The following is a 22,006-nucleotide window of genomic DNA, read 5'->3' as shown; positions in this document are numbered from 1 at the left end:
TTTCCGCTCCCGGGAGGGCCCCGGGGACCCCTCCCGGGGGCGGATACGCAGGTGAAAGCCACCCCCAAACCTTGGTATTGTTCTCGTGTCGCCGCGGGGAACACCCCCGCCCAGGCGACAGACACCTGGTCCGGGTGGCGGAATGGCAGACGCGCTAGCTTGAGGTGCTAGTGCCCTTTATCGGGCGTGGGGGTTCAAGTCCCCCCTCGGACACCCACCGTGACGACACGGAAACGAGGACCTCGACCTGACGGTCGCGGTCCTCGTGGCGTTTTCGTAGCTGATGGTGATGCCGAGGGCTTCGTAGAGTGAGGCCTTCGTGCTCGGATCGGCGCTCTGGAGGCGCTGTGCGACCTCGTGGAGGTTCTTCGCGAGCTCGATGATCTCCTTCTTGGCGAGTGGCTTCTCCTTCTTCGGCGCGCTGCTCGGCTGCGCCTCGGTTTCCTCGAGCTTCGCCAGGGCGGTTCGTTTGTCGTTCTGGGCTTCGTTGATCCACTGGGTGACGATGGCGGGGTCGACCCCGGCAGTGAGGGCGGCCCGGTGGCGGGCGAGGTGGGTCTGTTCTGGGACCACCAGTGTGGTGCGGACGAAAACTCGGACGACAGAGGCTCTGAACGGATCGGTCGGAATGATCTCTGCTTCGTCGAAGAGTTGCTCCAACGCTTCATGGCCGTGGCGTCGGCGGAACGATCTCGGCCGGTCGTCACCGGCAGGGTCCGCAGGATGCGGGCGTGAGGTCTTGCTCCACGCCCAGGACCGCGCGCACCTCCCCCAGACGCTGCGCGAAGGAAATGAGTGAACAAGAGCTGTGGCCGATGCCACCATCGCCGAGGTGCGAACCGCGACAAACTGCCATTACTGACGCCGCATCCATGGAAGGGGAAGCGTGGCAGGGGCGTCCGGTTGGCCGGTGTGCGGCGGCCTGCCCGGATCACGTGGCCACGCCCTGACCCAACGATCTGCGGTCGTGAACCCCGCCGTTGTCACGCCGCCTGGTCTGCGTGAATGTTGCCGACGTAGCGCCGCATGGAGTCCACGCTGTGGAAGACGCGGTAGTCACTCGCCTCCAGGGCGGCCTGCTCGTCCGGGGTGGTTTCCGGGACGAGGACCACGGGGTCGCCCACCTCCTCCTGCAGGCCCTGGGGCCAGAACGCGGTGGCCACGAGGACGGGGCTGCCGTGGACCAGGTTGGTCACCTCGCTGTCCAGTTCGGGCTCGGCGAAGCCCCGCCGCCGCAGGTCCTCCAGCAGCTGGGCCAGGCCGGGCATGTCCTCGTCCGTGGCAGCGGCGGGTGCCGGAGCGGCGGCCGACCTGAGGACCGTGGCGTGGGCGGGTGCGGCCAGACCGACGGGAGACGGTCCCTCGAGCAGTTTGGTGAGGAACCTGTTCGAAGCCTCGGCGAGGAGTTCGCGTCGGGCGGCGAGGAACGAGCGGTAGGCGTCGATGCGCCACAGCTCCGGGTCGGTGGGGATCCACTGCGATTCAAGGGCACCCGGAACCTTCTGGGCGATCTCCGGCAGGTAGTCCTCCGGCCGTTTGGCGCTGATCTGCAGGTTCGTGTCCTGGGTGAGGAAGCAGAAGTTGGCGACTGCGTTGACTTCGGCCCTGCTGTAGCCGTGCTTGTAGAGCAGGGTCTTGGGGAAGATGTGGTGCACCTGGAGGGAGCTGAGCTTTCCGAGCATGCCGTCCTTCAGCGGGACCCCGCTTCCCAGGTCCTGTGCCCCGTGGACCCGGGACAGCATGTAGAGCAGCGGGTAGAAACGGGATCCCATGCTGGAACCCTGGAAGTCGTCGGGCCGGACCTCCAGTCGGCCGCCGCGGGCCTGCCGCAGAGTCTCGATCAGCCGGTCGACCCCGCCGGCGTCGACCGCCTCGAGGTCCTGGTTGAGGGCGGTCTCCGTGGCGCCGGTGTGCCGGCCCCAGAGGAAGCTGTGGATGAACCAGTAGAAGAGCCGGTCGCGGGTCATGGCGTCGGGGAACTTGCCGGAATGGTGGTGCAGCAGACGGCTCATGACGGGAAAGGCGGCCCGGCCGTTCAGTACCCGCCCGTGGTCGAGGCCCAGGCGGCCGCCGAGAGCGTTGAGCAGGTAGCTGATGGACTCGATGGTCTGTTTCAGTCCGGTCTGGAACTCCGGCACCTCGACGTCGCCCAGCTTGGAGAACTGGGCCTCACCGGTCAGGACGGCGTTGACGCTGCGGAGCAGCCAGTCCAGCTTGAAGGTGAAACCGGCGTCCGACCAGTTCTTCAGAGCGGTGTTCATGGTCGGGCGGGCGTCGGGCCAGGACGCGCAGATCGCTGCCAGCGCGAGATCGCCCTTGGAGAGCTTGGTGCCACCGGAGTTGACGCGGTTGAAGATCTCCACGACGACATCGATGGTCATGTCCTTACCGGTGACCTCCTCGATGTGGATGTTGCGGTCCTTGATCTGGGTGATTCGGTTCAGGCGCTCGATGTAGGCCGCCACCAGGGACCCGTCACTTCCGGCCAGCGTGGTGATGGAGGGCAGCAGCGTGCCAAGGTTGTTCTGGAAGAGGGCGGTGACGTCGACCCACAGAGGGTTGTCCTTCATCTTGGCCGGGGCGTAGAACTCGAAGGTCTCGGTCTCCAGATGGAAGTACAGCCCGGTCAGTACCGCCTGGTTGCCCTCGAAGAAGCGAGGTGAGCGTCCCTGGGTGACGCCGTAGAGGGTGGTCACCCGCTGCTGACCGTCGAGCAGCAGTTGTACGGTGCCGTCCTTCTCCGGGCCGCCCCCGCGGGTGCTCGCGCTGTCGGCCTTGGTGCTCCAGGTGAGGAACCCCCCGATCGGATAGCCGCGGTACAGCGACTGGAAGAACGCGCGAACCTGGTCACGGGTCCAGACGTAGCCGCGCTGGAACTCCGGAAGGGCGATGTCCCCGGAGTCGATCTTGTACAGGATCTGCGAAATCTGCATGCCGTGCCTTTTCGGTCGACCCGCCGGTACTCCGTACGGGGCTTGTGTCTCCTGAGTAACGGCGCCGAAGCGACCGGAGGTTGATGCCGGCGACGGGTGACGGCTGTTCGTACGCGACGGCCTGACTCACCCGCGCCACTTCATGCGCCGATGTTCCCCGGCATGTCGGCGCTGTCGGAAGGGGATGGAGCGATCACCCTCAGAGCGCCGTGCCGACGACCTCGCCGTCCCAGCCGTCCGGGGTGCGCCACAGGACGTGCACGGTGAAGATGTCGCGGACGGCTTCGGCGGCCCAGTCCTCGGCCGGGGGTTCGCACAGGACGAGGTAGAGGCCGGTGGCGGAGGTCGGCAGCGTGTGGTTGATCTCGAGGAGGCGGGTCGCTCCCTCGCGCAGGTCCTGGTAGGCCGAACGGCCGGCGCCCAGGACCTCGTACAGGCGCAGGCCCTGGTCGGTGTCGCAACTGACGTCGACGACCGGGGAGTCCACCGGCTCGAGGTCCGCCCACAACAGGGCCGCCTTCAGGGCGTGGCGGACCGCCTCGTGCTTCTTGCAGGTGCGGTCGGCCGTGGCCCAGGCCTCCAGCGCCTGGAGCAGGGCGGACTGCTCCACGGTCTCGGAGGTGGTGGCGGGCGCGGCGATCGCTGGTCCGGAGGTGGGCACGGGTTCGGTTTCCTTCGGCTCGGGCTTCCGCTCGGGAGCGGGAGCGGTGCTGGGTGCCTTTTCCGGGGCGGTGGGTGTGGCGTCGTCCATGCGGGCGCGGAGGGTGTCGCGTGCATCGAGGAGGGCGTCGGCCCAGCCGGAGCCGGAGAGCTGGTCCCGGAGGGCGGCGATGTCCAGAGTGCCGTCCTTGAGCGCTCGATGGGTGCCGGCGGCGAGATCGCGCAGGACGCTCAACCGTTGCCTGTCGGGCGATCCGAGGACGCGTCGTACGTCCACCCAGTCCGCCTGGTCGCGGCGGAGGATGCGGTTGGCCATGCCCTTCAGCTCGGCGAGGCGGGCGCGGGCGTCCTGCGGCTCGCCGCCTGTGGCCGACATCAGCTCGTCGAGTACGCCCAGGGCCGCGACATACCGGGGCGCCATGGTGGGCGAGATCGGCAGACGGCCACGCTGGTCGGTGGTGAGCACGGTTTGGTTGGTCTCGTTGGCGAACACCCAGCAGTCCAGCTCGTCGCCGGTGCGGGGCGGGGTGGAGCCGTGTCGGACCGTGAGCATCATCGGGCGGTCGAGGGCCGGGGCGAGGGCGGTCACCTTGTAGCGGCCGCCCGGGCCGGGACCGACGACCTTCACCCGGACGTCCGTGCCGATCTCCGGGACGGCGGCCTCGTCGTCCGGCCGGGCCTCGGCGGGAGAGGAGCTGGGGATACCGGCGGGGACAGGGGAGTGGACGGTGTCCGTGAGGGCCTCCGGGAGCGGTGCGGTGTGCAGCACGGTCAGGGTCTGCGTGCTGCGGGTGAGGGCGATGTAGAGCTGGCGCAGGCCGGCCGGACCGCGGGCGGCGACGGTGGCCGGCTCCAGGACCAGGACGTGGTCGTACTCCATGCCCTTGGCCTGCGCGGCGGCCAGCACCGAGACCGCCTTGCGACGGGGGCCGGTGAGGTCCTCGCTCTGGTCGAGGAGGCGGGTGATCTCGTCCAGCCAGGTGGAGTCGTCGGGGACGATGACGGCGATGGAGCGCAGGTTGTTCCCGTCGTCGCTGGAACCGACGAGGCGCGTCACGTGGGTGACGGTGTCCTCGAGGAGCTTCCACGGCTCGGTCGCCACGGTCCGTACCGCGTCCTCGCCCGCCTCGCGCACCGCCTGCGGGTAGGGGAGATCGGGGGCGACCGCGCGGGCGAGCGGGGCGACGAACTCCATGATCTCCGCGGGTACGCGGTAACTGGTGGTGAGCTCGGCGACGTGCCAGTCGCCGTGGTCGGACAGGAGCGTGCCGAGGCGCTCCCAGCTCGTGTGGGTGTGCGGGCCGGTGGCTTGGGCGAGGTCGCCGAGAACGGTCATCGAGCCCCCGGCCGCGCAGCGGCGGCGCAGGGCGCGTGCCTGCATGGGCGTGAGGTCCTGGGCCTCGTCGACGACGATGTGCCCGTAGCGCGGCGGGACTTCGCCGCTGATGAGGAATTCAAGCTCCTCGAGGCAGACGTGGTCGTCGAGGGTCCAGGGCTCGGCATCGGCGGTGGCGGCGCGGGGCCGGTGCAGGACGGCCTGTTCGTTCTCGTCGAGGATGCCGTCGGCGCAGGACCGGAGCAGGTCGGGAGAGTCGTACAGGCTGCGCAGGGCCTCCCTGGCGCTCGGGGACGGCCAGATCCGTTCGACGAGCCGTTCCACCCGGCGGTTGCGCTCGAACTCCCTGCGGATGGTGGGCGACTGGCCGCGGCGCGGAGCGACGTCCGTGAGCTCGCGCAGGAGGAGGTCGACGAACAGGGTGCGGAAGCGGTCCCGGCGCTGCCGGTACGGGCCGCCGCCGTCCTGGGCGGCGGTGAGGAGGCCGAGGACCTGGGAGCGTGGGACGCGCAAGGTCGTGCCGGCGGCGGTGACCGTGACGGCGGGCTCGTCACCCTCGAAGGCGGGGGCAGCGGTGAGGTCGTCGAGGGCCTCGGGGCGGAAGTCGCTCTCGACGCGGTTGCGCAGCACGGCCGCCATTCGCTCGTCCGACTTCACCCGGCGCGCCTGCGCGGTATCGGTGCCAGGCGTGTCGGCGTCCCAGAGACGGGACAGCTGGACGGCGTTGACGTCCCTTGTGCCGAGGGTGGGCAGCACCTGGCCGACATAGTCCAGGAACCGCTGGTGAGGGCCGATGACGAGGATGTCCTGAGCCTTGAAGTGCTCGTTGTTGACCAGCCAGGTGACCCGGTGCAGACCGATCGCGGACTTGCCGGTGCCCGGGCCGCCCTGCACGACGAGAACGTCGGTCGGGGAACCCGTCACCAGGTCCATCTGGTCGCGGCGGATCGTCTCGACGATGTCCCGCATCCGGCCGCTGCGCGAACGCTGCAGCTCGCGCAGCAGCAACTCGTCCGGCTGTAGCGGCTTGCGCCGCCGGATACGCGCCACGTCACCCGGCGTGGGGGCCGGCGTGCGCCGCCCGGGCCGCGAGCCACCGGGCTCGGCGACCTCTTCCGGGACCAAGTCCGAGGCGGATTCGGGGGCCGGTGCCGACGGATCGGCCACGTCCGACTCCTGCGGCCTTTCCACCTCGGCGCGGTCGTCGGCCGCCGGCCGCGGCTTCGGAATCCGCGTGGGAGTGCGGACGGGATCTGGAGAGGTGGAGGGACGGTCGAGGGCGGGCCGGGTGACGGCGATCTCGTCGACGTAGCCCTCGACAACACGCCGTGCGCACTGCAGCCGTCGGCGCAGGACCACGTCCCCCGGCTTCTCGGGCAGCGCCTTGGTCCATCTGTCCGCCAGCGGGCTGGTCCACAGCAGCACCACCGGCTCCCGCTCCGAGTCCAGCACACTGCGGCGGCCGATGTACCAGGGGCGGGGCTCCCGTCCCGGCTCCTCCGGGGCGTCAACCCGCGCGAAGACCAGCGCCTCGTTGCCGAGTCCCCTGTACGCCTCGGCCCGCGCCTCCATCGCCTTGCGGACGGCGATGCTGTCCTTGCCGCTCGCCGAGGCCATGGCGGCGGAGCTCCCGCTCATCTCGGCCAACCGCGCCTCGTAGCAGTCGTACGCGTGGTCCACCGCCTTCTGCTCGAGGGCGATGACTTCCTCACCTGTGGTGGTACTCATGTGCGTCCTTCCCCGCGGCGCTCCCCGGCACCGCTACGGGCGAAACGCCCGTACCCAGTGGAAACATCTACCAGAACCGTTTCGCCGACAAGCCATCAGTCCGCCAACCCCTCAGCTCGCAAAGCGCCTCGACCACCCCGGAGGTTGTCCGGTCCGGGGGCCGGTCAGTACCCGAGGAGAAGGGCCCTCTGCCGCTCGAACCCGAGATGGCCGGCGTGTCGTCAGTCGCCGAGGGCGAAGGCCGGCCCTCCGGCACGGAGGTCGTCCTCGGTCGGGGTGAGGCCGCCGCGGTGCGAGACCGGCGCTCCGGTCCCGTTCACATCGAGTCCGCCCGAAGCTTTGAGGACAATTCCGGTCGAAGTGGGCTGCCGTAGCCGGAGTTGACGCGGCGATTGTTCAAGGACACAACCTGGGACTAGCGCCAGGGGCGAAGGGCTTGGAGACCCGGTTCCAGTGCGGGAAGCCCGCGGGCAACCTCCGCCACCACGGGAGACCGGAGGCGACGACGAAGCGGACCCAGTCGGTGAAGGCGGACGCGACCGTCGGCGCGGCCACGCGTGGTGTCGGCGGCGGGGAGGTCTGAGAAGGCCAGGCGGCGACGAGCGCAGGTGGCGCCGGAAGTCCTCCCGCTGCTCCCCCATGCGCAGCGAGGAACGGACGAGCGCTCGTCCACCTGGTTCGCTTCTTCGTTACTCCAGTTCCTCGGTCCGCAGGGTGTCGCCGCGCAAGGCCTTGTCCGTGGCCCGTCCGATGACAGCGGTCGCTCCTGCGTCCACAGCGCCTCCGACAATGCCTCCCAGGATCGGGATTCCCTTGGCGAGCGTGATCGCGGCGCGCTTGGTTCCGAACTTCGCGACGAGGTGGAACCCGGCCTTCTTGTTGATCGCATGGAGCACTGCCATCGGGATCTTCTTGATCAGCTGCTCGCCGAGCTTCTGACCGACCTTCACCCCGAAGGCCGCCAGGACGTTCTGCGCGCTCATCCCGATCGCGAGCATCATCACAACGGTCCGCACGTGCGGATCACGGATGTCCCATCCCCGAAGGTGCGCGATGGAACCGGCCATCCGCATGTTGATGGCGAGGGACGCGGCCACGTTCGCAGGGATCGTCACGCCCGCGGTGAGCAGACCTCCGAGCCCGGTGACGAACCCCTGAGTCCCGGCCGCGGCCACGGACTCCTTGATGAGGCGGGAGATGACCGCGTCGATGTCGTCCTTCATATCCCCGGGAGAACGGCGCTCATCGTCATCAGGTGCCCTGTAAGCGGCACCCTGCCGTTTCGAGAGACGGTCCTCGGCCCAGGTCACCGACCCCGTGATCGGCCCCACGCCGTTCACCATGACCTTCTCCGCGAGATTGGCGATCCACCGCCCGGCCTTCTCGGCCGCTCCCTCATCAGGAGTCTTCTCGTCGGCCATCACATACCCCTTCCGCGAGCGCCCCCCCGGGAGCGTCCCGCACTGCTGCGGGCAGGAGAAGGATTCCGGTCGCCGGCATCCCCGGCAAGACTGTGGGCGGTTGAAGCCGCATCCCCCTCGCTACCGCCCGTCCACCCCTTGGCGCCACGACGCCCTTCGTCGCACCGCCCTCCACGAGCTGAAGCGACTACACCTTCCCATGCAGGCGAAAGCGTTGTCAAACCGCTTCGGTTTGCTCGCGTGCGCTTGATTCAAGGGTGGCGAGCAGGCTGTGCCGACTACCCCACCCCGCAGCCGGCCTCCACCAGGAACGGGCTCGGCTGCCCGGTCCACGAGACGTACAGGCCGTCCCGGGCCCGGGTGCAGGCGACGAACAGCAGACAGCGGAGGGATGACCGCCCAGGAGCGCGCGCGACGCGAGGCGCTGCGCCTGCGGGCCGCCGAGCTGTTCGCGGCCGGGGCCAGTGCGCCGGAGGTCGCCGAGCTGCTGCGGGTGACACCGAAGTCCGCCTATCAGTGGCGGCGCGCCTGGGCCGTCGGAGGGCCGGCGGCGCCGGCCTCCCGGGGGCCCGGTGGGCAGCGCTGCACACTCCGCCCGGCGCCCACGGCGTCGTCGAGGGCATCGCCGTCGAGGCGGTACAGCAGTCGGCCCAGGGTGGTGGCGACCGGGGTGGACGCCGCGATCCCGAGACGCCTGCGCAGGTCAGGACCGCTGTCGGCGGCGAAGCGGGCGATGCAGGCCGGCGAGGTCGCGCCGCTGAGCACGGCGACTGCGCACAGGGCGAGCAGGACGCCGAGGCGGTAGCGGCGCCCCCCGGACGCGGCGCGGGTCCGGCACTTGGTCCAGGACCTCGGCCGGGGTGGGCAGTTCGGGCAGGTCCGCAGGTGGGCAGGGCAGCACGGCGCCTTCGAAGTGGCGCACGAGGATGCGTATCGGGGAAGACGGCACGCGAACGCGACCCCTGTTCATGATCTTCGGCTTCGACAACCTTGATCATCAGGAGTCGCGTTCGTTGTTTCCAGTCGGGCCAATCGGCCGCAGCCCGCACCATCGGGGCGAACCGCTCATCTCGTCACCTGAGAACACATCCGCCCTGACACGCCGCTTGACCAGGGCGGATGATTATCCGGCACCCGCAATGCTTAGGTGTCAAGCTCCGCATACGCCTCGATTTGAACGAAGCACCGAGAGTCAGCGAACTCGGTCACACCCACCGTGGTTGACGCGGGCGGGTTTTTACCGAAGAACTTGACCCACTCCGGCAGGCCGAGCTCAAGGTAGGACGCCATGTCGGTCACGTAGGTCTTGGTGCGAACCACATCAGCCGGCGTTGCGCCGAACTCGGCCAGCGAGCGCTCGATGTGCTCAAGAATGCACCGCGTCTGGGCCGCGACGTCATTCTCGCCAACCAGAACCTGGTGAGCGTCGAACGGAAGGGTTCCAGACACGTGGATCGAGCGCTTGACAATCGCGCTGGTCACCTGGCTGTAGATTGGACCGTCAATCGACGGTAGTTTTCGCACGTACACGCCCTCGGGGTTTCGACGTTCCACAGTCATTGCGAGTATCCTTTCTCTTGGTTCTTACGGCAGTGCGTCGTGAGGAATGGTGTTGCAATCAGTTTCTTCGGGCAGGTAGCTCGCAACTCTCTTGCCGAGCCTCATTACGTGGATCTCGTCTGCTAGCTCGAGCACTTCGTCAAACTCAGAGATCGCGACGATAACCGTGCTGTCATCGCGGTTCGCAATATCACGCAAGAGGGCGAGAATCTCCTGCTTCGCGTTGACGTCGATCCCCTGAGTGGGCTCCTCCACAATCATGACGCGCGCCTCGCTTTCAAGCAACCTCGCGAGGGCTACCCTCTGCTGGTTGCCACCACTGGGGGACCCGGTCCTAGCTTCGCTGTTCGCCGGGTGGATTTGAAGACTGGCGACGTACCGGGCTGTGGTAGCTCGCTCCGCGCCATAACTTCGAAATCCGAAGCGTGCGCGGGTGCCAAAGTGCTGCCGCTTCCTGGTCGACGAGAGCACAACATTTTGTCGAACCGTCGCGCTTCGCACAATGGTGGCTGCTCTTTCAGCGGGAACGAGAGCGACGCCAGCGGCTCTCGCCGAACGGACCGATCCCGGGGTGAGGGACTGGCCGTCGACCTCCACGGATCCAGTGCACGGAATCCAGCTCGACAGGGTGTGAGCAAACTCGCTGCAGCCAGATCCCTGGATTCCGGTGATCCCGACAATCTGGCCGACGCGTGCGGTGAACTCGTCGACCGAAGCGCCTTCGCACTGAACGTCCCGGGCTCTTAGTAGCTCGTGACCTGGGGTCGCCTCTCGGTGCACTTCGGACGGCCGGGGTCCAGGGTTACTGCGCCGCCTGGCCATCGCTTCAACCAATTCACTGCGGGTCACTTCGCCGCGGGTATAGGTGCGAACGGTCTTGCCGTCGCGAAGTACCGTGATCCGATCGGATATCCTAAGTATCTCATTGAGTCGGTGGCTGATGTAGAGAATCGCCTTACCGTGGTCGTGCAGGTCGCTAACGGTTTCGAGCAGACGTTCAGAGTCTGGCTCGGAGAGAACCGCTGTCGGCTCGTCGAGGAGGAGCACGCCGCCTGGACTCAGTAGCTGCTGGGCGATCTGCACGAGTCGCTGCTCGCTGGTGCTGAGATCTGCCACACGTTCAAGAGAGGAGAACCGTGCGCCAGCGTGCCTCAAAGCCCGCTCTACGGCGATTCGCTCCTGGGAGGAGACCTTCCCGCGAGACGTCCAGAAACGTTCCTTTCCGAGAGCGATGTTGCGCTCAACTCGGATTCCAGGAACAAGCACGACGTCCTGGGGCAGGGCGGATGTGTTCTCAGGTGACGAGATGAGCGGTTCGCCCCGATGGTGCGGGCTGCGGCCGATTGGCCCGACTGGAAACAACGAACGCGACTCCTGATGATCAAGGTTGTCGAAGCCGAAGATCATGAACAGGGGTCGCGTTCGCGTGCCGTCTTCCCCGATACGCATCCTCGTGCGCCACTTCGAAGGCGCCGTGCTGCCCTGCCCACCTGCGGACCTGCCCGAACTGCCCACCCCGGCCGAGGTCCTGGACCAAGTGCCGGACCCGCGCCGCGTCCGGGGGGCGCCGCTACCGCCTCGGCGTCCTGCTCGCCCTGTGCGCAGTCGCCGTGCTCAGCGGCGCGACCTCGCCGGCCTGCATCGCCCGCTTCGCCGCCGACAGCGGTCCTGACCTGCGCAGGCGTCTCGGGATCGCGGCGTCCACCCCGGTCGCCACCACCCTGGGCCTACTGCTGTACCGCCTCGACGGCGATGCCCTCGACGACGCCGTGGGCGCCTGGCTCGCCCGCCTGGCCACCGACCCCGTCGAGGAACCCACACCCGCCCTGACCGGGCGGGCCGTGGACAGCAAGACCATGCGGGGCAGCCGCACCGACGGCACCGCCGTGCACCTGCTCGCCGCCGTCCTGCACGAGCCCCAGGCCGTCATCGCCCGGCACCAGGTCGAGGCCAAAAGCAACGAGATCCCCGCCTTCGCACCGCTGCCGCCGACCACTACCGGTCACGGCCCGAGCACGCGCTCGACTTGCTTCATCTCGCAGCCTGAGAACGCATCAGCCCTGGGCCGTAGGGTTCTGCCTTGTGCACCAGCTTGTTGAGATTTCCGACCTGATCACGGCGGTGGAACCACACAGCGGCCACCGGCTCCCGGTCCGGCGCGCCGAGGTGATCCAGCAGCTCCGCGAGAGCGGAGACAAGCGCGCGGCCCGGATCGTGGCCGGGCTGCCCACGGACCAGGACGGTGTACTCGACCCGCACGCCGTGGACCGCCTGCTGATCAGCGTGCACACCGAGCTCCAGCGCCTGAGCGAGGAGCTGCGGATCGGCGAACGGCTGGTCCACCTGCTCGGCCCGCTCTTCACCGCGATTCGGTCGACCACCGGGCAGCCCGGGCCGTACCGCCTGGTCGACGTCGGTTGCGGCCTGGGCTACCTGGTCCGCTGGCTGGCGACCACCAACGCCCTCGGCGCGGACGTCGAGCTGGTCGGGGTCGACCTCGACGCCACGCTGGTCGGCGAGGCGGACCGCCTTGCCCAGGCAGAAGGGCTCAACTGCCGTTTCGTCCACGGAAATGCCTTCGACCTGCCGGAGGCCGCGACCGTTTACGTCTCCACCGGCGTGCTGCACCATTTCCGTGGTCCCGCCCTGGCTGAGTTCTTCCAGGCCCAGGCCGCCTCACCGGCGCATGCCTTCTGCCACTTCGACATCGCCGCAACCCGTCTCGCGCCCATCGGCGCCTGGATCTTCCACCGTGCCCGGATGCGCAACCCGCTCGGCCGCCACGACGGCGTCGTCTCCGCACGGCGCGCGCACAGCGACGAGACACTGCTGCGCGCCGCCGCGGCACCCGGCATCCGCGCACTGCTGTACGAGCCGCGCGGCGCGGTGAACCCGTTCTGCGCCACGTTGCGCCCGATCATCGGAGTGCGTCCGCAACTGGAGGCGCCGCTTCGCCGAGCCCTCGGGCGGGACGCACGCCGCATGGTCGGCCCGGAGCACCTCGCCGAGACCACCCGATGACGCCCGCCATACCGCTCATACTCCTCGGTCTGGTCGACGCAGCGTTCAGCGGCTTCCGCGCCTATGCCGGCAGCGACGCCCGCATCCGCAAACAGCGGGCCACCACCCGAGCCGTCCTGCGCGGGTTGACCGTCGGGGCCGTCCTGCTGCTCGCCCCCACGCTGACCGCCGCCCTTCTGCTGCTGACCACACGCGACCAGGCACGGACCTACGGCACTCTGACTGCCGGCGGCCTCGGCTACCTGCTTCCGCTCACCGTCTACGCCACCGCCGTACTGCTTTCGCTCGCCGCCTACTTCGTCCTGCCGTTCCGCGCCGGCACCCTCGCGATGGTCATCGGTCTCGGCCCGCTGACCCTGCTGCGCCCGCTCGCCCTTGCCGCCGCCTGCCTCGGCGCGGTCCTCAACGGCGGCGGTGGGTCCGCCCTGCTGGTCGGCACGATCGCAGGCGCCGCCGTGCTGTGCGTCGAACCCGCGGTGCACCGACGCTGGTACCACCACGTGCAGTAGAGAACCCGGGTGACATCGGGTTGCCACCGAGCGTCACGGCGACGGCTGACAACCAGTGCTGCCCCTTCTGGCAGTACTGGACACGTCCCGGCGTTGTCAGGGCTGCTCCCGCCCTCCCCGGCATCCCCCGGATCAGGCTGCCCTCAGCTTCAACCCGACTGCTGCGACAGCGGGTTGGTGCAGTAGGGGTCGGACCGGGGCGCGGTAATGGTCTTGTGACCAGCCCGTTTCCCCGGCCCGCCCTCCGCACCGGACATGCGGCTCTCACCGCATCCGGCGCTCCACGGACTCCCGCTGGACCGCGCGGCTCACGCCGTCGTGGCTTTCGCCCATGGTGTTGGGATGCTGTATCCGCGCCAGCGATAACGGGTCACCTTCACCCGCTGCGGGACGAACAACGTGATCCCGTCCTCCTCGGGCCGCCAGCCGGGTTCCCCGGTCAGATAGCGGCGCCGCAGAGTCCTCCAGTCGATCCCCGGGTGCTGCTTCCTCAACCACAAGGTCACCCGACGCCAGCAAAAGTCGTCGAGATAGTGGAACGTGGCTGTGGACGACCCGAACCGGAAGTAGTAACACCACCCCCGCACCGCCGAGTTGAGTTGGCGGAGCAAGTCGGCGAGGGTGCGCTGACCTCTCTTGTTCGTCACCGCCCGCACCTTGCCCGTGATGGAGGCCAGCGCCTTCTTCGACGGATAGGTGTAGACGTAGTACTCGCTGGTGCCCTTCTTGCGTCTCCGCTGGATGCGGAAGCCGAGAAAGTCCAGCCCCTCGTCGAGGTGACAGACACGGGTCTTGGCCTGGGACAGGCGGAGCCCCAATGGGGCGAGCACAGCCGAGACCTCCTCCCACAGCGCGTCCGCGTGAGCTCGGGTGCCACACACCATGATCAGAAAATCGTCCGCGTAGCGGACGATCCGGTATGTGGCGCCTCCGCGTCGGCGGTGTGCCGTTCGCCTGCCACCGCTGCCGTGAGCGTCCCACTTGGCACAGAAGTGTTCGTCCAGCGCCGAGAGGGCGATGTTCGCCAACAGCGGTGAGGCAATGCCGCCTTGGGGCGTACCGGTGTTCGTGTCCCTGGTCTCACCGTCGGCAGACATGATGCCCGCCTTCAGGAATGCCTTGACCAGGGCAAGAACCCGCTTGTCTCCGACTCGTCGGCGCATCCGCTCCAACAGAGCGGAGTGCGCGATGTTGTCGAAGCACGCCTCGATGTCCGCATCCAGCACCCAGTGGTATCCCTTGGAGCCGAAATGGTGCACCTCGGCGATGGCGTCATGGGCCCGTCGTTCGGGGCGAAAGCCGTAGCTGACCGGCTTGAAGGACGCCTCGAAGATCGGTTCCAGGACCAGCACGAGCGAGGCTTGCACGAGCCTGTCCATCGCGGTGGGAATCCCCAGTCTCCTGAGCTTTCCTCCGCTGCCCGGCTTGGGGATCATGCGCTCCCGCACCGGCAGCGGAGTGAACGTGCGGGCCTTCAACTGCTCCCGCGTGTTCCTCAGGAAGGCCACGATGTCGGCGTCGTCGGCGATGAAGGCCGGGATGACCCGGTCCACGCCGGCGGTGCGCGCCCCCTTGTTGCCCCTCACCCGCTCCCACGCAACGGTGAGGAAGTCGGGGTGATGGACGAGGTTGTAGAGATCATCGAACCTGCGGTCGGGATCATCGACCGCCCATCGGTGCAGCTTGGTCTGCATCCGTCGTACCCGCAGCCAGGCCCCATCGGGGTCGGGCCACAGCTCACCGGTATTCACCAGCGTCTCCGTCCCTTGCAGTTCCTCAACTACGCGAATCCGCTGGGCTGCTTCGCCATGTGGACGGCTTTCCCGCCCGCGGACTACTACCAGCCCTCCGCCCCACCCCGGGCCATCGGCGGACGTCGCGCCTTCCCGCCCGACGCGCCTGGAAGGCGCGCCGAAACGAGAGCTTCGGGATGGTTCCCACGTTCACTGTGATCCGCTCGTCGGGTGAGGCGGCCAGCTTTGCCCCTGCGGCATCGCCACGGTTACGCCGCAGTCCTTCACCGTGGCCTCCCGACCGGCAAGATCAATCCGATCCAGGAGTTCCTGCCCGTACGGGCAGTGCGCACCGCGATCCAGCCCAGATCCACCGGGTTTGAGCTGGCGGAGGTCTTGAGGGGCTTTACACCGCTGGTTCCTCGCGTCCACCTTCCCGTCTCGCTTGCCGGACCCGCACCGTCCGGTAGTTCCGGTGCGTCCCGTCGTTGTCGGGGCTGCTCTCCACCAGATCCGGCCGACTCGCCGGGCCCAGCTGCCCCCTGCTTCTGCCGTCCCGCTGCGACGGGACGGCGGTGCGGGTCTCACACCCGCACGCGGATCACAGCGCCTCGTGGCGCACGGTCTTCCACCTCCACTCGAACCAGCAGTGCCTCACGGCGCAAACGGAATGTGCGCCAGAACCCGATCTCGTGAACAAAGCCAATACGGCGGCTACTACCAGGTGAACCTCGAAGATGACGAAGCCGTGGGGCCGTGGGGCCGTGCGGGCCGCGGCCAGGGGGATCCTTTCCGCTTCCCCGAGCGTTGTCCTGACGGAGACGCAGGAGTGGGAGGGGCGGTGTTGGCCGGCCGCAGTTGCCGCCGGGGCCGGACTTGCCCGCTCCGGCCGCCCGATGCCGTCCGTGCCTTCGACGTGGAGGAGATCCGGTGCTGGACCAGACCCTTGCCGCCCTCGCCTTGTCCGGTGCCACCACCGTGGTAGCCGCAATGGCCACCGATGCCTGGGAAGCGGCCCGGACCGGCACCGCCAGGCTCCTCGGACGGGGTGAGCCACCCCGGCAGGCGACCGTCGAGCACCAGTTGGACGCCGACGCCGAGCTGGTCCTGAGCGAGGCTGACAGTCCCGGCGTGCGACGGGAACTCGTGCCGGTCTGGAACCGCAGACTGGTCGCCTTCCTCCGCGAGAACCCGGCCGCCGCAGACGAACTGCGTGCTCTCCTGGACGAGATACGTCCGGCCCTGCCGCAGGGCGAGCCCCGGTGGGTGCAGCAGGTCACCGCCCACGGCCAGGGCACCGCATTCGGCGTCCAGGGCGGTGACATCCACTACCACGGAGGTCCCGCCACGCCGGCGGCCGGCGAAGCCGCGCAGGCAGACCGTGGGTGAGGAGGGCGGGGCCGGGGCCGGGCAGCCCGCGGTGCCGCCGTCCGTCCAGCAGAACGTCACGGCTGTCGGCGGCTTCGCATACGGGGTGGTGGGCGCCTCCGTCCACGTCTTCGGCGACGGGCTGCCGCTCTATGTACTGGAGGAGTGGCGTCCGGCTCCGAACACTGATCCGGAGTTCCTCCGTGAGCTGCCGAGCCGGATGCTCAACGCCCGCTTCGCCGTAGTTGAGTTCACCGGTCGGCAGGGCGAGCTCGCCGATCTGCACCGCTGGTGCCGTGACGGGCCCCGGCTCGCAGCCCGCTGGCTGCACGGCCCGGGCGGGCAGGGCAAGTCCCGGCTCGCAGCCCGCTTCGCCGCCGAGGCCGTCGATGCCGGCTGGAAGGTGATCACGGCTACCCACGGACCGGGCAGTGTGCTGCCGCCGCCCGGCAGCCAGGATCTCCGCGCGGACGGGGCAGCCGGAATGCTACTGATCGTCGACTACGCCGACCGCTGGCCCCAGACCCACCTGGCATGGCTGCTGAGCAACGCGCTCCTGCACCAGTCCGGGGTGCGGGCCAGGGTGCTGCTGCTCGCCCGTACCGCGGACGCATGGCCGGCTCTGCGGGCCTCCCTCACCAACCAGCAGGCGGGCACCTCCACCCGGTACCTGCAGCCGTTGGAGCCGGACGAGGGGGGCGGAGACCGCCGACTGATGTTCGACGCGGCGCGCCGCGCCTTCGCAGCCCGCTACGGGCTCGGCAACCCGGCGGCCGTCCCGGTCCCGAGCGGTCTGGACCACCCTGACTTCGGCCTCACGCTGACCGTTCACATGGCCGCGCTGGTCGCCGTCGACGCCCACGCCGTGGGCCGCCCGCCGCCCGAGGGGGCCGCGGCGGGCCTGACGACGTACCTGCTGGACCGCGAGCACGCCCACTGGGCCCGGCTGTTCGGCGACGGCACCCACGAGCTGGGCCCGGTGAAGCGCACGTTCCGGACCGCGCCGGAGGTGATGCGCCACGTCGTCTTCGTGGCGGCGCTCACCGGCCCGCTCCCCCGCTCCGCCGGTACCGCCGTACTCGTATCACTCGGCATCGGCCCTGCCGAACAGGCCTGCGGCGACCACGCCGTCTGCTACCCGCCGGATGGCGCACCGGGCCCGTACGCCCGAAAGGGCGCAGGCCCTGCGGCCGGCGTGCCGGTTCTGGAGCCGTTGTACCCCGACCGCCTCGCCGAGGATTTCATCGCTCTCACCCTCCCAGGTCATCGCGCCGACTATCCGCCCTCGCCCTGGGCGGCGGATGCCGTACGAACCCTCCTCGGCCGTGACGGCGACGGCGCCGCCCCGGCCTGGACCCCGCGGGCGGTCACTTTCCTGGCCGCCGCTGCCGAGCGCTGGCCGCACGTCGTGTCCGGACACCTGCAGCCGCTGCTGCACGAGGATCCCCGGCTCGCGGTCGACGGCGGAAGCGCCGCACTGGTCGGCATCGCCCGCCTCGACCGGCTGGGCACCCCGCTGGGCCAAGCCATCGCCGAGCACTTTCCCAAGCGCCGCCACGTCGACCTGGACGTGGGGATGGCCGCGCTGACGGCCCGTCTCGGCGAGCGGGTCATCGTCGAAACGCCGCTGGAAGACGAGTCGCAGCGGCCGGTGCTGCGGGCGCTGATCCGCTCCGAGACCGCCGTCCGTCACTCGCACGCCGGACAGTACGACCTGGCCGTCGCAGCGATGGAACGGGCGGTGGAGGACTGGGAGGCGGCCGCGGCCACGGTGCGGACCGCCTTCGAAATCAACTTGGCAGACGCCCTGAACGGCCTCGGCAACTACCTCTGGCGTACGGGACGGACCACGGAGGCCCTCGCAGCGAGCGAACGCGCGGTGTCCCTCTGGCGGAGCTGGGCCGATTTCACTCCCGACAAGACCGGCCTGCCGGCAGCACTCGGCAATCTCGGCCTCTGGCTGGCCGAAACCGGCCGCCGCGCCGAGGCCGGACAAGCTCTGGTCGAGGCCGTGGATCTGCTGCGCCCGGTGGCCAAGGCGGATCCGGAGCAGCACGAACACCGCCTCGCCACTGCTCTGCACAACCTCGGTGCGTGGCTGGCTGACGAGGGCCGCCGCGCCGAGGCCCTGGAGTCGACGGCGGAGTCCCTGGCCATCCGGCGCCGACTCGCCGCCGTCCACCCCGAGGCCCACGAACCCGATCTCGCCGACATCCTCGTCAACCTCGCCCGCGACCTCGCCGCGCTCGGCCGCTGGGCGGAGGCTCTGGCTGCCTCGGGCGAAGCGGTCGACATTCAATCCCGCCTGGCCCGCAGCAACCCCGCGGCGCACGAACGCGGGCTCGCAGCCTCACTGTCCGGCCTCAGCGTCGACCTGGCGGAAGCCGGCAGGTGGGATGAGGCCCTGGCCACGAACGAGCAGGAGATCGCCGTGCTGCGGCGGCTGGCCGAAACCAACCCGACCGGGTTCGAGCCGATGCTGGCGCAGGCCCTGGACAACCGGGGCCAATGGCTGGCGGAGGCCGGCCGCCCGGCGGAAGCGCTGGCGCAGACCGAGGCGGCCGTGGCCATCCGGAGCCGGCTCTGGCAGGAATGCCCTGCGGTCCACGAGCGCCCGCTCGCCACCGCGCTCGGGAACCTGGGCATCAACCGGGTACGGGCGGGAGGTTCGGCCGAAGGGCTGGAGCCCGCGATGCGAGCGGTGGCGATGCTCCGCCGGCTGGCACAGGCCAACCCCGCGGCGCACGAAGCGGAACTGGCCCGCTGCCTCAACAACCTCTGCCTTGTCCTGACGGTGCTGCGCCGATGGCCGGAGGCGCTGGTCGCCGCCGAAGAGACGGCCGCCCTCTGGCAGCGCCTGGCCGCCGACGATCCGGCGACCCACGCGGCCGCAGCGGCCAGATCTCTGTACACCCTCGGCCTCTGCCAGGCGCTGACCGGCCGTCCGGCCGACGCGCTGGACCCGCTGGAACGCTCCGTCGCCGCCCTGCGTCGGCCCACCGGCACAGACGCCGCGGCACAGGCGCCCCACCTGGCCCGCAGCCTCGACGCGCTCGCCCGCGCGTACCTCGCTCTCGGCCGTACGGACGAGGCCGTCGCCGCGGCGGAAGAGGCGCTCTCCCTGCGCGAGCGGCTCGCCGAGGACGCCCCCGGGGCGCACGGGGCCGCGCGGGAGGATGCGCGGCGACTGCTCGCCGGACTGCGGAGTGTCACCCCAGCGCAACGGCCGCGCCACCGCCGGTGGCCGTGGCGACCGCGGTAGCCCGGTCCAAGCGCGGAGCGATTCATCGGCAGCAACGACAAGAACGTGTACGCCCTGGACGCGGCCGCCGGGAACAGGAGTGGGCCTTCGACACCAGCGACAGCGCCTTCGACTCGCTCCGCCTCGACGCCGTGTCCGACCAGGAGGCGCTGCGCCGGGTCTACGAACTCCCCGGCTTTCCGGCCGGGCTCCGCCGGTCACTCGCCGTCGAGTTCCCGGCGGAGCATGGCCAGGATCTCCGCGGCCTCGACGGCCACGTCGTGGCGCGGGCCGTGGACGAGCACGACGTCCTCGTACAGGGCCTCCAGACAGGCCCGGGCCTCCTCCGGGTTGCCCTGGCTCAGCAGCAGCATGCCGATGTCACGGCGCAGCTCCACGGCCGCGTCGCTGACGTCGCTCTCGACGGCCCGCTCCACCTCGAGGACGCCCTGGAGCTCCGCCAGCGCCTCGGTCACCTGGCCGAGTTCGCCACGGCAGCGTGCGGCCTGGGCGCGGCAGTCGCGGGCGGCCTCGCTGGTCGGACCGTTGATGCGGCCGTACGCCTCGGCCAGCGCCTCGAACTCGGGCAGGGCCGCCCGGTGGTCGCCCGCCAGCTGCCGGCTGACCGCCCGGCGCTGACGCAGCCGCAGGACGGCCTTGTTCTCGGCGCCCAGGGCCCTCGCCAGCGGCTCGATCATCTCGCCCGCGACCTCGGCGGCCTGTGTGTAGCGCTCCTCCTCCATGAGGGCGATGTAGTGCTCGTCGACCTCCCGCAACTGGGCCCGCAGCAGCTCCCGTTCGGGCGGCGAGACCACGTACGCGGCGACCTGACCGGGCGCCGCCGTGTCCGGGGCGACACGGGGACGGCTCTCGGCCCGGGCACGGGGCGCGTAGGGGCGGCGGTAGAGCCCGGTCGGGTCCGGCGCCCCAAGCGGCCCGGCCTCCCCGAGGGCGGAGGACTCCCCGGGCGCGGGCAGGAAGGGCATCAGCCGCTCGTACACCTCCTGCACATCCACCGGCCGGCTCTCCGGGGTCTTGCGGAGCAGGTGCAGGACCAGCGCCTCCAGCTCCTCCGGCACGTCGGCACGCAGCCGCCGCAGCGGGGTGGGCGCGGCCCGGACGTGCTGGTCCATCAGCTCGAAGTCGCTGTGGGCACTGAACAGCGGCTTTCCGCAAAGGAGTTCGTGCAGTACGCAGCCGAGGGCGTAGAGGTCGGTGCGCGGGGTGACCCGGGTGCCGCGCACCTGCTCGGGCGACATGTACTGGTGCGTGCCGAGGGGCCGGCCGGAGGCCGTCAGCCTGGTGACGTCGGTCTGCAGGATCGCCGCGACGCCGAAGTCGAGGACCTTCACCGTGCCGTCCCGCGCGACCAGGATGTTGGACGGCTTGAGGTCGCGGTGCACCACGGGCACGTCGTGCGCGTACGACAGCACGGTGGCGACCTGGGCGGCGACCGCCACAGCCCAGCTGACCGGGAGGGGCCGCTCCTCGTGCACGTACCGGGTGAGGGGGACGCCCTCCACCAGTTCCATGACGAGGAACAGGTGCTCGTAGGTGCTGTCGAGGACGGCGTCGTACACCTGCGGCACGCCCGGGTGCTGGATGCGGGCGGTGATCCGTGCCTCGCGGCGGAAGCGCCGTTCGAGCTCCTCGGCCAGTTGGGGCGTGGCGGCGACGGCCTCCGGCCGGATCCGCTTCACGGCGACGGGCCGGTCCAGGACCGCGTCGTAGCCCCGCCACACGTCGCCCATGCCGCCGCTGCCGAGCCGCTCCAGCAGCTCGTAGCGGCCCGCGATCGGTCTGTCCGGCACCTGTCCCCGCCCCGCGTCCTGCACTCGCGCTCGCTCGTTCCACCGAGCCTCGTCAGTCGCGGCCAGTTTCCCCGGAGAGGGATCACTGCGTCCAGCCCGGTCCTACGAGGGCGCGGCGGACGGGGCGTATCGCGTCGGCGTGTCCACCGTGTACTCGGCCCAGACCGTCTTGCCGGGGCCGTCCGGGCGCGGTGCGCAGCCCCAGCGATCGGCGAGGGCTTCGACGAGGAGCAGACCGCGTCCGCCGGTACGGGCGGGGCAGGGGGAGGGTTCGGTGGCAGGGGCGGCAGCGGGCTCGGGAAGTTTTTCGCCTCGCGTGTCGGTGACCTCCACGCGGACGGTGAGGGATGCGGCGGCGGGCGCGGAGAGGGCGAGGAGGTGGACGCGGAAGTCGCGGCCGGCCACGTGCCCGTGGGTGACGGCGTTGGTGGCGAGCTCGGAGACGAGCAGGCTCAGCACGTCGTGGGCGTCGCTGCCGTACGGCACGCCCCAGGAGTCGAGCCGTTCCCCGCAGAGCCGACGGGCCAGGCGCGCGCCGCGTGGGGTGGAGCTGAAGCGGAGGGTGAAGCAGGCGTGGGTGGGGGTCGCCGGTGCGGGTTGTTCTGTGTGATTCACGTACGCAGCGTCGCTGGGCGTGGCATAGCGTGACCAGTGGTGACGCGCTGACGCGGTGGGGAGTACTCGC

The 22,006-nt window shown here is 70.0% G+C and carries 16 protein-coding genes, 1 tRNA gene and 1 pseudogene; 8 read left to right on the top strand and 10 right to left on the bottom strand.

Going from position 1 to position 22,006, the window contains the following annotated elements; all coding sequences use genetic code 11:
* Positions 1–128: 128 nt before the first annotated feature.
* Positions 129–213 (top strand) — tRNA-Leu (locus ACX25U_RS06340).
* Here ACX25U_RS06340 and ACX25U_RS06335 read toward each other — a convergent pair.
* The 3 genes from ACX25U_RS06335 to ACX25U_RS06325 form a co-directional block, all read right to left on the bottom strand.
* Positions 178–660: a hypothetical protein gene (locus tag ACX25U_RS06335; RefSeq protein WP_454389538.1), complete on the bottom strand. Its 483-nt coding sequence runs from the start codon at positions 658–660 to the stop codon at positions 178–180. The two genes, ACX25U_RS06340 and ACX25U_RS06335, sit on opposite strands and share 36 nt — an antisense overlap.
* 323 nt (positions 661–983) lie before the next feature.
* Positions 984–2,933, bottom strand: coding sequence for a GmrSD restriction endonuclease domain-containing protein (locus ACX25U_RS06330; RefSeq protein WP_454389537.1), 1,950 nt, complete (start codon positions 2,931–2,933; stop codon positions 984–986).
* 199 nt (positions 2,934–3,132) lie between these two features.
* On the bottom strand, positions 3,133–6,657 hold the full coding sequence (locus ACX25U_RS06325; RefSeq protein ID WP_454389536.1) for an ATP-dependent DNA helicase: 3,525 nt from the start codon (positions 6,655–6,657) through the stop codon (positions 3,133–3,135).
* Positions 6,658–7,093: 436 nt separating this feature from the next.
* On the opposite strand from ACX25U_RS06325, the gene ACX25U_RS06320 reads away from it, so the two are divergent.
* Entirely contained in the window at positions 7,094–7,240 is a 147-nt protein-coding gene (locus ACX25U_RS06320) for a hypothetical protein (RefSeq protein ID WP_454389535.1), read from the top strand.
* 106 nt (positions 7,241–7,346) lie between these two features.
* Here the strand turns inward: ACX25U_RS06320 and ACX25U_RS06315 are convergent, their stop codons facing one another.
* Complete coding sequence (locus ACX25U_RS06315) at positions 7,347–8,078, bottom strand: EcsC family protein (RefSeq protein ID WP_454389534.1); 732 nt, start codon at positions 8,076–8,078, stop codon at positions 7,347–7,349.
* Positions 8,079–8,469: 391 nt separating this feature from the next.
* On the opposite strand from ACX25U_RS06315, the pseudogene ACX25U_RS06310 reads away from it, so the two are divergent.
* Positions 8,470–8,571, top strand: a pseudogene (locus tag ACX25U_RS06310) (helix-turn-helix domain-containing protein); the annotation flags it as partial.
* A 20-nt stretch (positions 8,572–8,591) separates the two neighbouring features.
* Here the strand turns inward: ACX25U_RS06310 and ACX25U_RS06305 are convergent.
* The 3 genes from ACX25U_RS06305 to ACX25U_RS06295 all read right to left on the bottom strand — a co-directional run bounded on the left by ACX25U_RS06305 (position 8,592) and on the right by ACX25U_RS06295 (position 11,045).
* Complete coding sequence (locus ACX25U_RS06305; RefSeq protein WP_454394130.1) at positions 8,592–8,963, bottom strand: transposase family protein; 372 nt, start codon at positions 8,961–8,963, stop codon at positions 8,592–8,594.
* Between the two features lie 258 nt (positions 8,964–9,221).
* Entirely contained in the window at positions 9,222–9,638 is a 417-nt protein-coding gene (locus ACX25U_RS06300; protein ID WP_454389533.1) for a RidA family protein, read from the bottom strand.
* 24 nt (positions 9,639–9,662) lie between these two features.
* On the bottom strand, positions 9,663–11,045 hold the full coding sequence (locus ACX25U_RS06295) for an ATP-binding cassette domain-containing protein (RefSeq protein WP_454389532.1): 1,383 nt from the start codon (positions 11,043–11,045) through the stop codon (positions 9,663–9,665).
* A gap of 83 nt (positions 11,046–11,128) precedes the next feature.
* Here ACX25U_RS06295 and ACX25U_RS06290 point away from each other — a divergent pair, with 83 nt between their 5' ends.
* From ACX25U_RS06290 to ACX25U_RS06280, 3 genes are read left to right on the top strand one after another with little or no spacing between them, the layout of a single operon-like run.
* Positions 11,129–11,737, top strand: a complete 609-nt coding sequence (locus tag ACX25U_RS06290; RefSeq protein WP_454394128.1) for a transposase family protein — start codon at positions 11,129–11,131, stop codon at positions 11,735–11,737.
* The gene (locus tag ACX25U_RS06285; RefSeq protein WP_454389531.1) at positions 11,721–12,659 is read left to right on the top strand and encodes a class I SAM-dependent methyltransferase; all 939 of its coding nucleotides are present in this window, start codon (positions 11,721–11,723) and stop codon (positions 12,657–12,659) included. The genes ACX25U_RS06290 and ACX25U_RS06285 overlap by 17 nt, the downstream gene beginning before the upstream one ends.
* Positions 12,656–13,168 (top strand): hypothetical protein, encoded by a 513-nt coding sequence (locus tag ACX25U_RS06280; protein WP_454389530.1) that lies wholly within the window; start codon positions 12,656–12,658, stop codon positions 13,166–13,168. Before ACX25U_RS06285 ends, ACX25U_RS06280 begins: the two co-directional genes overlap by 4 nt.
* Before the next feature lie 308 nt (positions 13,169–13,476).
* Here ACX25U_RS06280 and ltrA read toward each other — a convergent pair whose 3' ends face one another.
* A complete protein-coding gene (gene ltrA / locus ACX25U_RS06275) occupies positions 13,477–14,919 on the bottom strand; it encodes a group II intron reverse transcriptase/maturase (RefSeq protein WP_454386069.1) in 1,443 nt (480 codons plus the stop codon).
* Between the two features lie 912 nt (positions 14,920–15,831).
* Here ltrA and ACX25U_RS06270 point away from each other — a divergent pair.
* Together ACX25U_RS06270 and ACX25U_RS06265 are read left to right on the top strand one after the other, a co-directional pair.
* Positions 15,832–16,290, top strand: coding sequence for a hypothetical protein (locus tag ACX25U_RS06270; RefSeq protein WP_454389529.1), 459 nt, complete (start codon positions 15,832–15,834; stop codon positions 16,288–16,290).
* Positions 16,283–19,531, top strand: coding sequence for a tetratricopeptide repeat protein (locus tag ACX25U_RS06265; protein ID WP_454389528.1), 3,249 nt, complete (start codon positions 16,283–16,285; stop codon positions 19,529–19,531). Before ACX25U_RS06270 ends, ACX25U_RS06265 begins: the two co-directional genes overlap by 8 nt.
* Positions 19,532–19,728: 197 nt before the next feature.
* On the opposite strand, the gene ACX25U_RS06260 is transcribed toward ACX25U_RS06265, so the two are convergent.
* Positions 19,729–21,321 (bottom strand): protein kinase domain-containing protein, encoded by a 1,593-nt coding sequence (locus tag ACX25U_RS06260; RefSeq protein ID WP_454389527.1) that lies wholly within the window; start codon positions 21,319–21,321, stop codon positions 19,729–19,731.
* A 102-nt stretch (positions 21,322–21,423) separates the two neighbouring features.
* Positions 21,424–21,936: an ATP-binding protein gene (locus ACX25U_RS06255; RefSeq protein ID WP_454389526.1), complete on the bottom strand. Its 513-nt coding sequence runs from the start codon at positions 21,934–21,936 to the stop codon at positions 21,424–21,426.
* Between the last annotated feature and the right edge of the window lie 70 nt (positions 21,937–22,006).

Source organism: Streptomyces sp. JNUCC 63 (assembly GCF_054366325.1).
The sequence above is the reverse complement of the archived record's forward strand: the minus strand, read 5'-3'. Positions and strand labels throughout refer to the sequence as shown.